This is a genomic window from Aquihabitans sp. G128 (assembly GCF_019048865.1).
In the GTDB taxonomy this organism is placed as follows: Bacteria; Actinomycetota; Acidimicrobiia; order Acidimicrobiales; family Iamiaceae; genus Aquihabitans.
Genome location: NZ_CP077604.1, coordinates 4514057 through 4526016 on the forward strand (window position 1 = coordinate 4514057; position 11960 = coordinate 4526016).

General features: G+C 73.3%; 8 protein-coding genes and 2 pseudogenes. 2 read left to right on the forward strand and 8 right to left on the reverse strand.

Going from position 1 to position 11960, the window contains the following annotated elements:
• Positions 1–34: 34 nt before the first annotated feature.
• Positions 35–550, forward strand: a complete 516-nt coding sequence (locus KSP35_RS21665) for a VOC family protein (RefSeq protein ID WP_216997843.1) — start codon at positions 35–37, stop codon at positions 548–550.
• Here the strand turns inward: KSP35_RS21665 and KSP35_RS21670 are convergent.
• From KSP35_RS21670 to KSP35_RS21685, 4 genes are all read right to left on the reverse strand, one after another.
• The gene (locus KSP35_RS21670; RefSeq protein WP_216997844.1) at positions 547–2100 is read right to left on the reverse strand and encodes a bifunctional 3-(3-hydroxy-phenyl)propionate/3-hydroxycinnamic acid hydroxylase; all 1554 of its coding nucleotides are present in this window, start codon (positions 2098–2100) and stop codon (positions 547–549) included. The two genes, KSP35_RS21665 and KSP35_RS21670, sit on opposite strands and share 4 nt — an antisense overlap.
• A 297-nt stretch (positions 2101–2397) precedes the next feature.
• Entirely contained in the window at positions 2398–2787 is a 390-nt protein-coding gene (locus KSP35_RS21675; RefSeq protein ID WP_216997845.1) for a low affinity iron permease family protein, read from the reverse strand.
• A 21-nt stretch (positions 2788–2808) separates the two neighbouring features.
• Positions 2809–3006 (reverse strand): hypothetical protein, encoded by a 198-nt coding sequence (locus tag KSP35_RS21680; RefSeq protein ID WP_216997846.1) that lies wholly within the window; start codon positions 3004–3006, stop codon positions 2809–2811.
• 96 nt (positions 3007–3102) lie between these two features.
• On the reverse strand, positions 3103–3255 hold the full coding sequence (locus tag KSP35_RS21685; protein ID WP_216997847.1) for a hypothetical protein: 153 nt from the start codon (positions 3253–3255) through the stop codon (positions 3103–3105).
• A gap of 115 nt (positions 3256–3370) precedes the next feature.
• Between KSP35_RS21685 and KSP35_RS21690 the strand changes: the two genes are divergently transcribed.
• Positions 3371–4921 (forward strand): GGDEF domain-containing protein, encoded by a 1551-nt coding sequence (locus KSP35_RS21690; RefSeq protein ID WP_216997848.1) that lies wholly within the window; start codon positions 3371–3373, stop codon positions 4919–4921.
• Here KSP35_RS21690 and KSP35_RS26275 read toward each other — a convergent pair.
• The 4 genes and pseudogenes from KSP35_RS26275 to KSP35_RS21710 form a co-directional block, all read right to left on the reverse strand.
• Positions 4891–6173: pseudogene (locus tag KSP35_RS26275) on the reverse strand (acyl-CoA dehydrogenase family protein). The gene KSP35_RS21690 and the pseudogene KSP35_RS26275 overlap by 31 nt on opposite strands.
• Before the next feature lie 100 nt (positions 6174–6273).
• Positions 6274–8079 carry an ABC transporter substrate-binding protein gene (locus KSP35_RS21700; RefSeq protein ID WP_216997849.1) on the reverse strand — a complete coding sequence of 602 codons (1806 nt, stop codon included), beginning with the start codon at positions 8077–8079 and terminating at the stop codon, positions 6274–6276.
• Between the two features lie 128 nt (positions 8080–8207).
• Positions 8208–9449: a TetR/AcrR family transcriptional regulator gene (locus tag KSP35_RS21705; protein ID WP_216997850.1), complete on the reverse strand. Its 1242-nt coding sequence runs from the start codon at positions 9447–9449 to the stop codon at positions 8208–8210.
• 138 nt (positions 9450–9587) lie between these two features.
• Positions 9588–11739, reverse strand: a pseudogene (locus tag KSP35_RS21710) (acyl-CoA dehydrogenase).
• Positions 11740–11960 lie beyond the last annotated feature (221 nt).

Sequence of the window (11960 nt, forward strand, 5' to 3'; positions counted from 1 at the left end):
GCGCTCCCACCCCCGACCCGGACGGACGTGCACCGTGGCGCTCCAAGGCTTCTCCCACATCGGCATCTGCGTCACCGACATCGAGCGGTCGACGCGCTTCTACACCGAGGCCCTTGGCTTCACGCAGCTGTACGGCGTCGACTTCGTGGGCGGCGAGGTGGCCGCCACGATGGAGCAGGACGGCGGGTTCCGCTCGGCGATGCTGCTGCGCGACGACGTCCGCATCGAGCTGCTGCAGTGGATCGACGTGCCGATGACGGGCACCGGCGAGCGCAAGCCCATGACCCAGCTGGGCTTCACCCACCTGTCGTTCCGCGTCGACGACATCGACGAGCTCACCGCGGCCGTGCGGGCGGCCGGGGGCGAGGTCCACGCCCACACCCTCTCGGTGCTGGGCGACCCGGCCGGCGCGGTGGCGCCCACCAAGCTGCTGTACCTGACCGACCCGGACGGCACCCGCATCGAGCTCATGGAGAACGTGCCGGACCTCTCGCTGATGGCCCCTTCGGCTGCCGACGCCCTGGCCGCCCGCTTCGACCCGGAGGGCTAGCCCGGCGCCGCGAGCCGGGTGCGCAGGTCCCGCAGGAGGTCGCCCGCCTCGGCCGGGGTGGCCGCGGTGCCGTAGAGGCGGCGGTCGGGCCGTTGGAGCGCCCAGCGGCACCCGTGGTCCGCGAACCAGGCGGCGTAGCGGCCCTCGACGTCGGGCCAGGCGCCGGGGTGGTCGCCGATGGCGGCGAGCGACCCACCGAGGCCGGCGAGCACCGAGCGGGCATCGTCGTCGAGCGCCTCGGCGTCCGGGGCGACGGTCACGAGGTGCCAGCCGGCGGGGAGCACGTCGTCGAGCAGCGCCGGGCCGCCCTCGCCGCTGCCCACGCGGGCCTGGATCGACAGGTGGCCCGCTCGCGGCGCTGCGGGGTGGAGCAGGCCAGCCGCCAAGGGGGGCTGCTCCGGCGCCTCGGCCAGCGTGCTGCCGACCGAGGCGCTCATGGCTGCGTCCCGAGCCGCGGCCTCGGCGGGGTCGGGCACGCAGATGACCTTGCCCAGCGCCATCGAGAGGTCGATCGCCGCGCGGGCGTCGGGCAAGCGCTCCTGCTCGTAGGTGTCGAGCAGCGCCTCAGGGGCCAGGCCGCGGAGGACGTGGTCGACCTTCCACGAGAGGTTGGCGACGTCGCGCAGCCCCGAGCAGAGGCCCTGGCCCGCGAAGGGTGGCATCTGGTGGGCGGCGTCGCCGGCCAGCAGCACCCGACCGGTGCGCCACCGCTCGGCGAAGCGGGCGTTGAACGTGTACACGGCGTGGCGCTCGAGGGTGGCGTTGGCGGGGGTCACGGCCCACGGGGCGAGCAGCTCCCAGGCGCGCGCCTCGGTGCCCACGTCGGCGACGGCCTCCTCGGGGAGGCGCATGAACTCCCACCGGCGCCGGCCGGGCCCGCCCGAGACCGCGGTGGTGGGTCGCGCCGGGTCGCACACCTGGAGGTTGAGCGGGTCGAACACCCGGGGCTGGTCGAGCACCACGTCGACGATGAGCCAGTCGTAGAAGAAGCCCAGGTCGTGCACGGGCGTGTCCACCAGCGCCCGGACGGTGCTGTTGGCGCCGTCGCAGCCCACCACGTAGCGCGCCCGGACCTCGACCGCGGCTCCCTGGGGGTCGGTGCCGTGCACCACCGCTGCGGTGGCGTCCTGCTCCAGGCCCGTGACCTCGACGCCCCGTCGCAGCTCGATGGTCGGGAGCTCGGCCGCCCGACGGTGCAGGAGCGCCTCCAAGGTCGGCTGGTTGAACATCGACGACTCGGGCCAGCCCGAGGTGCCGGCGCCGATGCGGCCGAAGCGCAGCAACGTGGTGCCCGCGCCGTTGCGCCACTCGTAGACCTCGGCCGCCTCGCTGGCGGCCCGCAGGTCGGCCCCGATGCGGCAGCCCTGGAGGATGCGGCCGACCTCGTGGTCGAAGTGCACGGCACGGGGGAGGGGATAGGGCTGGAGCCAGCGCTCGAGCACCACCACGCGGTGGCCCTGCTGGGCCAGCAGGATCGCCAGCACGGCGCCCACCGGTCCCCAGCCCACGATGGCGACGTCGGTCTCGATCGGTCCCTGCGGCTCCGCCACGCTCGTCGGCCCCCGTGCTCGCTGCGGTGTGGTGCGCCGCCAACCCTACGTTCCAACGAATGCTGTTGCAACAGCTACTTCCGTCGACGCCACCTCCCCCCGCCCACTCGCCACACCCCCTCCCCCCCCGCCGAACTTGTGGGCCCACGCTGCCGTTTCCGGCGCTCTCAGCCCACAAGTTGCGTCGATCGTGGCCACCCCCGCCGAACTTGTGGGCCCACGCTGCCGTTTCCGGCGCCCTCGGCCCACAAGTTGCGTCGGGTGGGCGACGGCGTGGGCCTCGTGGCGACCCGGGGCTCAGGCGTCGGTGGGGTGGTGCTCGTCCTGATCGTCGTGGTCGGGGCGGGCGCGGTCCTCGTAGTGCTCGCTGAGGACGGCCAGGTCCTCGTCGCCCAGGTGGCCGGCGCGGATGATGCGGGCGTCGGGCTCCTCGAGGGCGAGCAGCAGCTCGTTGAGCTTGAGCTGGGTGGCCTTCGAGTCGCGGTTCTGGGCGTGCTGGAGCACGATGACCATGAGCAGGGTCAGGATCGGGACGCCGCAGGTGACGCTGAGCTCCCAGCTGCGGGTGGGGCCGAAGGTCAGCCCATCGGCCCCCCACAGCACCACGGCGCCCAGCACGAGCGCGAAGAACCCCTTGGTGCCGGACTGGCGGGTGAGGTTGTGGCTGAAGCGGTTCCAACGATCCATGGTTGCCACGTACCCACCGGCTCAGAGTCCGGTCGGCGTCGTGCCGAAGTGCCGCATCCACACCTCGATGAACCGGTGGTCGTCGATGGGCTGGTCGTCGAGGCAGGGGTGCTCGCGGTGCTCGATCTCGGTCGGGCCCAGTTCGAAGGTGACCGCGGTCCAGGTCAGGTCGCCATCGCTCGTGTGGAGGGGACCGTGGTGGGTGCGGGTCGTGGACACGCCCCGGACCTGTCCGCCTACGGCGGGCGGGCGAACCGTCGACCGGGTGATCTCACGAGAAGTGGTGCGAGCGATGCCCTGGGGTTGGCGCCTCGCTCAGGCGCGGCGAGCGCTCAACGCCGCCCGACCCAGGAAGCCGGCCGCCACGATGAGGGCCACGGCGATGAGCGCCAGCCAGAGCAGCCCCTTCAGGACGGCACCGAGGCCGAAGATCAGGGCGAGGACGAGGAGGACGACGATGACGGCCATGAACGCGTGGCTACCCAACCGGCCCGGACGTCATGACGACGTCAGGTCGGCCGTGCGCGACGGTGGCAGCCCCAGCCGAGAGGTGCCGCCGGGCCGGGCGTAGAAGAGTGGGGGCATGGGCGAGGAGGGGGACGGGCGGGTCGCAGGCGTCGATCGGGACTGGCTCGGGCGGGTCCTCGACACCGTCCGTGAGCTCGGCGGCCTCACCGACCTCGCGCCCACGCTCGACGCGGTGGTGCGGGGCGTATGCGACGTCGGCGGGTTCGGCTCGGCGGCCATCAACGTGACCGACGCCGACGGCTCGGTGGTGGTGCGAGCGGTGTGCGGTGGCGCCGAGTCGCTGCTCGGCGAGCAGGCCTCCCTCGACACCTGGCTCGACCTGTTGGACCACGCCAGCCGCTGGCGGGACCTGCGCTACTACCGCCACGACCACGACCAGAGCCGGGTGGCCCAGCTCGCCACCTGGGACCCGCCCCGCCACGAGGCCGCCGACGGCGCGGTCGCCGACGGCCCCACCGACCCCTGGCACCCCGAGGACCTGCTGCTGGCGCCCATGTGGGCGCCGGACGGCTCGCTGATCGGCGTGGTCAGCGTCGACGAGCCCGCAGGCCGGCGGTTCCCGGGCCCGGAGCAGCTCACCATCCTCGGGCTCCTGGCGGCCCAGGCCGGGCGGGCGATCAGCGCCGCGGCCCGCGAGGCGAGCAGCGACGACCGGGCATCGCTCTTCGGCGCCGCCTTCGAGTGCGCAGCCACGGGGATGGCCATCGTCGGCTCGGACCTGGAGGTGGTGGCCCTGAACGACGCAGGGCGGGCGCTCCTCGGGGTGGCGGCAGCGGGCGACCTCGTGGGCGAGCCCTTCGCGGGCCTCGTCGACGGGCGCGACGCCGAGGAGGTCGAAGGGGCGTGCCGGGACGCCCTCCGGTCGAGCCACCTGCGGCCCACCGTCGAGTGCCGGCTGCCGAGCGGCCCCGGCGAGAGCCGCTGGGTCCGCGCTCGGGTGGCCCGGGTGGACAGCACCCTGCACCGGGCCCGGCTGGTGCTGAACCTCGAGGACGTCACCGACTCCCGCCGGGCCATGGCCGAGCTGCAGCACCAGGCCAACCACGACATGCTGACCGGCCTGCCGAACCGGCGGCTCGCCTACGACCTGCTCGACCAGCAGCTGGCCTCGGTGCCGGCCGACCGGGCGGTGGTCGTGCTGGCCTGCGACCTGGACGGCTTCAAGGCCGTGAACGACCGCCTGGGCCACGCCACCGGCGACGAGCTCCTCGTGCAGGTGAGCCGTCGCCTCACCAACGCCCTGTCCGACGGCGACGTCCTCGCCCGGATGGGCGGTGACGAGTTCGTGGTGGTGTCGACCGTGCACCGCGACCGCGACGGCGTCGGCGAGCAGCTCGCCCAGCGCTGCATCGACCGGATCCGCGCGCCGTTCGCCCTCACGGCCGCCACGTGCAGCGTGACCCTCAGCGTCGGCGTGGCCACCAGCGACCACGCGTCCGACCTGGACGCCGCCGGGCTCATCGACCAGGCGGACCAGGCCCTCTACGGCGCCAAGGCCGCCGGCCGCGACCGCTGGGCCGCCCACCCGGCCTCGCCCGCTCGGGCCGGGCGGCCGGCCGCCCCGGACGCCGGCGCTCAGCCCCGGCGGGCCAGGTACTTGGCGTAGCCGTCGGCCATCTCGCGCAGCTGCGGGTCGGCCTGGAACCGGGGCTCGAACTTCGCTCGGGCCGCCTCGCGCTTGGCGGGGAAGTACTCGGTGGGCCAGTAGCCCTCGTGGGGGCGGTAGCCCTTGAGGACGTTGCGGGCGACGGTGGACTTGTGGACCTCGTCCACGCCGTCGGCGATGCCCATGGTCGGGGCCCCGGCGTACATGGCCTGCAGGGGCGTGAGGTTGGTGGTGCCCAGCGACCCCAGGATGTGCAGGGCGTTGAACGAGACCTCGCGCAGCACCTTGGCCATGGAGTACTTCACCGCCGCGATGTCGGTGCGGGTCTCCTGGGTGCTGGTGTTGTCGATCTTCCACGCCGTCTCCAGCATGAAGAGCCGGAGCATGCGGATCTGGGCGTAGGAGTCGGCGATCTTCTCCTGGACCATCTGGTGCTCGGCGATGGTCTTGCCGTGCGACTCGCGGCTGAGGGCCCGCTCGCACATCATGTCGAAGGCCAGCTGGCACTGGGCGATGGTGCGCATGGCGTGGTGGATCCGCCCGCCGCCGAGGCGCCGCTGGGCCAGCACCTTGGCGCCGTCTTCCGGGCCGAGCAGGTGGTCGAGGGGGGACGCGCACCTCGTCGTAGACGATGTGGTTGTGGTTGCGGGGCTCGGGCTGGATGTGCACGCCGGGGGGTCTCGCGCGGCACCACGAACATGCCGTTGGTGCACATCACGAAGAGGATGTCGGCCACCCGGCCGGCGCTGGTGAACCACTTCTCGCCGGTGATGACCCACTCCTCGCCGTCGCGGACGGCGTGGGTGCGGAACAGGTTCGGGTCCGAGCCGCCCTGGGGCTCGGTCATGGAGTAGGCCGAGAAGATCTCCTGGTTGAGCAGCGGCGTCAGCCAGCGGGCCTTCTGCTCCTCGGTGCCGTAGGCGGCCAGCATCTCCATGTTCCCGGTGTCGGGCGCCGCGGTGCCGAAGATCTGCGGGGCCGACGGGTAGCGGCCCAGGATCTCGTTGAGCAGGCCCAGCTTGAGCTGGCCGAAGCCGGGGCCGCCGAGGTCCTCGTCCAGGAACAGCGCCCACAGGCCCTGGGCCTTGACCTGGTCCTGGAGCTCCTTGACGAGGGCCTTGATCTTGGGGTCCTTCGAGCGCACGGCGTACGGGAAGACGTACTCCAGCGGCTCGACCTCCTCGGCGCAGAAGCGCGCCACCCAGTCGAGCTTCTCCTGGAACTCGGGCTCGGTCGAGAAGTCCCACGTCATGGCTTGGCCCCTTGGTCCGACGGCGCGGCCCCGTGCCGCCCGCGAAGGCGGACCCTAGGCGTCGACCGGCCGACGGTGGCGGTGGCGGTGGCGGGCACCGCTACGTCGCCACCCAGAGGCCGAGGAGCGAGTGGCCGGTGGCCAGGCCCGGGCTGGGCTGGCGGGCGGCGTCCTTCGTGGTGGCGGGCCCGGGCTTCGACGGGTCGTCCCCGGGAAGGGGCGGGCCCATGATCCCGTGGACGTCGGCGGCGGTGGCGATGCCCCACGGCACGTCCCACAGCCACACGTCGAAGACCTGCTCCGCCATGCGCTTGACCAGCTTCTGGTAGATCGCCTCCCGCTTCTTCGGGTCGCCCTCGCTGCGACCGTCCTCGAGGGCCTGGTTCACCACCGGGTCGTCGAAGCCGGCCAGGTTCACCGGGTTGGCCGTCTGGGTGCCGGGCAGGCCGCCGGCGAACCACACCTTCAGCTCGTCGGGGTCGCCGCCCGGGTAGTTGCGGAACAGGCCGGCCTGGTAGCTCTTGCCCAGCGCGGCGTTGATGGCGGCGGTCTGGTCGAGCTGCTTGATGGTGACCTTGATGTCCACCTTCTCGAGCTGCTGGCGGAGGTACTCGACGAAGCGCACGGAGGCGGCGTCGGAGCCGGTGATGAAGCTGAGCGTCGACGAGCCGCCGTCGGCCACGTAGTCGGCCACCAGCTCCTTCGCCGCCTTCGGGTCGTACTTCGGGAGCCCGGGGTCCTCGACGTAGCCCAGCGAGCCGGGCGGGATCGGCCCGTCGGCCACCGTGGCGTAGCCGTCGTTCTGGAACTGGTTGGCCGCCTTGCGGTCGATGGCCTGCATGACGGCCTTGCGCATGCGCACGTCGTCGAACGGCGGCTTGGTGTTGTTGAGCTGGATGAAGCTGATCTCCGCCTTCTCCGAGGACACCAGCAGGTTGAGCTTGCCGGCGTCGCGCTCCTTGCGCAGGGTGCCGCCGATCAGCTGCGAGTTGGAGGTGTGCATGATGTTCACCTCGCCGCTGCGGATGGCGTTGGTGAGGATCTGGGCGTCGGGGATCGGCTTGAACTCGATGGCGTCGGCGTAGGGGTACGGCTTGCCGTCGGGCGCCGTCTGCCAGTACTTCGGGTTGCGCTTGGCCTTGAGGCTGGTGCCGGGCTTCCAGCTCTCGAGCTCGAAGGGGCCCGTCCCGATGAGCTTGCTGTGGCACGTGTCGGGGTCGTCCAGCTGGGCCTGGGCCAGGATCCCCATGCGGGACGAGGCGTAGAGCTGGGCCGGGAAGGCCGCCCACGGGCGGGACGTGGTGACCTTCACGGTTAGGTCGTCGACCACGTCGACGCTGGCGACGTCGTGGAGCAGGAACGAGAAGAGCAGCGAGTGCCGGGCCGGGTACGTGCCGCGGTAGGCGTCGAGGTTGTTCTTCACCACGGTGGCGTCGAGCTTCGAGCCGTCGTGGAACGTGATGCCCGAGCGCAGCCCGATGGTCCACACCGTGTGGTCGTCGTTCGAGGTGACCGACTTGGCGAGGTAGGGCACGTAGTCGCCCTCGGCGTTCGGGACGGTGAGGGTGTCGTACACGGCGCGCACCACCAGCATCCCGGAGATGGCCAGCTGGGCCTCCGGCAGGCAGAAGCCGCCGTTGGACTCGCCCTCGATGCCGTAGGTGAGGGTGCCGCCCCGCACCGGCTTGCCGGCCTTCGCCAGGCCGGACTCGCCGTCCTCGGCCGTCAGGTGCTGGGCGGCCAGGCCGGTGGCCCCGGATGCCTTCGTGGCGCCGCCCCCGGACTTCTCCCCGCCGCACGCCGCGAGCGACGCGGCGAGGACCAGGGCGACCACGGCGGCTCGCCGCACCCCGGTGGCTCGGCGCCCGCGGGCGCTCCCATCGGTGAACCCGAGCGAGTGCGCCACGAATCGTCCCCTTCGCGTCTGGTTCCGCCCACCGACAGCCGGCAGCGGTCGTTCACCTCGGGCTGCTGTTCCCCTGAGCCCAGGCGCTGCGAACCTACCAGCGTCAGGCGACGAGCGTCAACGATCGTTCACTTCTGGTCGCCGAGGATCCAGGCCTCGGCGGCCCCGGCCAGCTCGTCGGCGGCCCAGCGGCGGCGGCTGCCCCGGGCGGCGCCGTTCACCAGCGGGAACGCGGTGCGCACCAGCAGCCGCACCTCGACCGGCGCCAGGTCGGGGCGCAGCTCGGTGGCCACCGCCGCCCACCCGTCGCGGATGGCGCGGGCCCGGCGCTCGATGCGGGGCCGCTCGGCGTCGGGCAGCGACAAGCCCTCGCGCTCGGTGACGGTGATGAGCGCCGTGCTCTCGAGGGCCACGGTGGCGTAGGAGCGGGCCAGCCGGCCCAGCGCGTCGGCGGCTGACCCCGACTCGCGCAGGGCCTCGTCGACGCCCACCGCCACCCGCTGGCCGGCCTCCTCGAAGGCGTCCACCAGGATGTCGGCCTTGCTGTCGTACTGGCGGTAGATCGCCGGGCCGGAGGTGCCGGCCGCCTCGCCGATCTCGTCCATGCCCACCCCGCCGAAGCCCCGGTGCTCGAACAGGTCGAGCGCGGCGCGCAGGATCTCCTGGCGCCGCGACCGGGGCACCGACCACGCCCGCTCCGGCTCGGGGGTCGCGGCCCGCACGGGCGCGGCGATCACCGCCATCGCCGAGTCGGCCAGCAGCGCGGTGAGGGGCGCCTCGGCCAGGTCCCGGCGGGCCAGGGCGGCGGCGTTGACCGCGCCGATCACCGCGTCCTGCCGCAGCCCGGCCCGCGCGCCGTCGACGTCCGGGTGGGCGTGGCCCATGGCGGCCTGCCACCGCCGCCGGATGGCCCGCTCGGCGGGCACGAACGGGGCGGCCGCCTCGGCGCCCAGGGCCGGCCGCTCGCGCAGGTAGGTCCCCAGCAGCGCCGGCTGGCCGAGCACCGCGCCGATGGTGGCCACCACCGCCCGGTGCAGGTGGCCGTCGCGGTCGTCCCGCTCGCGGCCCGCCTCGCCGCCGCCGTCGTCGTCAGCTCCGTCGTCGTCGAACGCCTGGCGGGTGACCTCGTCGACCAGCGCCACGGACTGCTCGATGATGGTGGCGAGCAGCGCGTCCTTGCTCCGGAAGTGCCGGTAGATCGCCGGCCCGGTGACGCCGACCGCGGCGCCGATCTCGTCGATGCCCACCGCCCCGAACCCGTTGCGGGCGAAGAGCTCCGCCGCTGCGTCGACGATCTGCGCCTTGCGGTCCCGCGGCCGCCGCGTCGGTGCCACGACGCCCCCGCTGCCACCTCCGTCGACCGACCCCATCCCCGCAGCCTCGCGGATCGAGCCCCACCCCGACCCCGACCCCGACGTTGTCGCACTTCTGCACGCTCTCGGTGCAGAAGTGCAACAACTCCTCGGTCTCGGTCTCGGTCGGGTGCCGGGCCCGGGCGGGCGGGACGACTACTTGATGAGGGGGTCGCGGGGGAGGCCGAGGATGCGCTCGCCGATCTGGTTGCGCTTGATCTCGGAGGTGCCGCCGGCGATCGACATGCCGCGGTGCATGAGCACGAGGCTGTTGCCGATGAAGGCGTCGCCTTCCATGAAGGCGGCGTCGGGGCCGTTGAGCTCGGTGAGGATGGCGGCGGCGTCGTGGCCGATCTCGGAGAGGACGAGCTTGGTCATGGCGCCCTCGGGGCCGGGCTCGGAGCCGGCGACGGCACGGTTGGCGGCGCGCAGGTTGAGCAGCCCCATGGCCTGGTGGTCGGCGATGTAGCGGCCGATGCGGGCCGCACCGCCCGACAGGCGCTCGGGGTGGGCGTCGAACGGGGCCACCAGCGCGGCGCCCGGGTACGACATGCCGCCCCCGCCGCCGCCGATGCTCACGCTCTCGTTGCCCAGGGTGGCCCGCGCCACCGTCCAGCCCCCGTCGACCGGACCGACGACGTCGTCGTCCGGGACGAACACGTCGTCGAAGAAGACCTCGTTGAACTCCGAGCCGCCGTTGGTCATCTTCAGGGGGCGGACCTCGACGCCCTTGGCGTGCATGTCGATCACCATGGTGGTGATGCCCTGGTGCTTGGGCACGTCCGGGTTGGTGCGCACGGTGGCGAAGCCCATCCCGGCCACGTGGGCGCCGGAGGTCCAGACCTTCTGGCCGTTCACCAGCCAGCCGCCGTCGACCCGCGTGGCCTTGGTCTTGACGCCGGCGGCGTCCGAGCCGGCGTCGGGCTCGCTGAAGAGCTGGCACCAGATGACGTCCTGGTTCAGCGCCGGGCCCACCCAGCGCTCGGCCTGGTCGGGCGTGGCGTACTGGATGAGCGTGAGGATGTTCCAGGCGGTGATGCCGTAGCCGGGGCGCTTCACGCCGGCCCGCTCGAACTCCTGCTCGATCACCAGCTGCTCGACGGCGCCGGCAGCGCGGCCGTAGGGCTTGGGCCAGTGCGGCATCACGTAGCCGGTCTCGATGAGCTTGGTGCGCTGGTCCTCCGCCGACAGGTCCTTGATGCTCTCGGCGAAGGCCCGCACCTCGTCGCGGATGGGCTCGGCCTCGGGCGGCAGCTCAACCTGCTTGCCGCGGGTGACGCCGCGGCGGGTGAGGTCGACCAGGTCGGCGGCGGCCTCGTCGGCGTGCAGGAAGGTGAGCAGGGTGGTGGCCCGGCGCATGTACAGGTGGGCGTCGTGCTCCCACGTGATGGCGATGCCGCCGTGCACCTGGGTGTTGAGGTTGGCGCACAGGTCGGCCGCTGGAGCGGCGAGGGTGGCGGCCACCGCCGCGGTGTAGGTGAGCTGGTCGCCGCCGGTGGAGGCGGCCTTGGCGGCGTCCCACACGGCGGAGGTGGCCAGCTCGGTGGCCACGACCATGTTGGCGCAGTGGTGCTTGACCGCCTGGTACATGGCGATCACCCGGCCGAACTGCACCCGCTCCTTGGCGTAGGCGGCGGCCATGTCGGTGCACTCGCGGGCCAGGCCCACGGCCTCGGCCGACAGGACCACGCGGGTCAGGTCGACGAGGGCCTGGCCGGCGCCGGCGATGACCGTGGCCGGCGCCCCGTCGAGCGTGACCCGGGCCGAGCGGCGGGTGGGATCGAGGTTGGGCGGGACCTCCACGGTGACGCCGTCGCCGGCGCGCACCACGGCGACGTCGTCGCCCACCCGCACGAGCAGCACCTGGGCCAGCCCGCCGCCGAGCACCACGCCGGCCGAGCCGGACGCCCTGCCGCCGTCGACCGCCACCGCGCCGTCGAGCGCCACGGCACCGGTGAGCGACCCGTCGGCCAGGCCGGGGAGCAGCTCGCCCTGCAGTGCGTCGTCGGCGGTGGCGGCCAGCACGGCGCTGGCGATCACCGTGGGCACGAAGGGCCCGGGGGCCACGGCGCGGCCCAGCTCCTCGACCACCACGACGAGCTCCTCGAGCCCGTAGCCCGACCCGCCGTGGGCCTCGGGCAGGTGGATGCCGAGCATCCCCAGCTCGGCCAGCTCGCCCCACAGCGCGGGCAGCTCCTCGGTGGGCGCCTCGAGCAGGGCGCGCCGCGCCGCGGGCGTCGCGCTTCTGCACGAGGTCGGACACCGTGCTGGCCAGGGCGCGGTGGTCATCGGTGATGGCGATCGACATGGGGTGCGGTTCCTCGTTCGGGTGCGGGGACCGCGGTTCTACCTGCTCCCGCCCACTCGCGCTCGCTGATCGCATCTCCCGGACCCACGATCACCCGAACTCGTCGCACTTGTCGACCGTGGCGTCGTCCAACTGCGACAAGTTCGTGGTGGTCGCGGGCAGCGGGCCGACGGGGTCGCGGCCCACCCCTCGAACTCGTCGCAGCTGTCGACCGTGGCGTC

Coding starts and splice junctions, on each gene's coding strand:
- KSP35_RS21675 (WP_216997845.1), bottom strand. CDS start 2,787: ATGGATCGTTGGAACCGCTTCAGCCACAACCTCACCCGCCAGTCCGGC.
- KSP35_RS21685 (WP_216997847.1), bottom strand. CDS start 3,255: ATGGCCGTCATCGTCGTCCTCCTCGTCCTCGCCCTGATCTTCGGCCTC.
- KSP35_RS21690 (WP_216997848.1), top strand. CDS start 3,371: ATGGGCGAGGAGGGGGACGGGCGGGTCGCAGGCGTCGATCGGGACTGG.
- KSP35_RS21705 (WP_216997850.1), bottom strand. CDS start 9,449: ATGGGGTCGGTCGACGGAGGTGGCAGCGGGGGCGTCGTGGCACCGACG.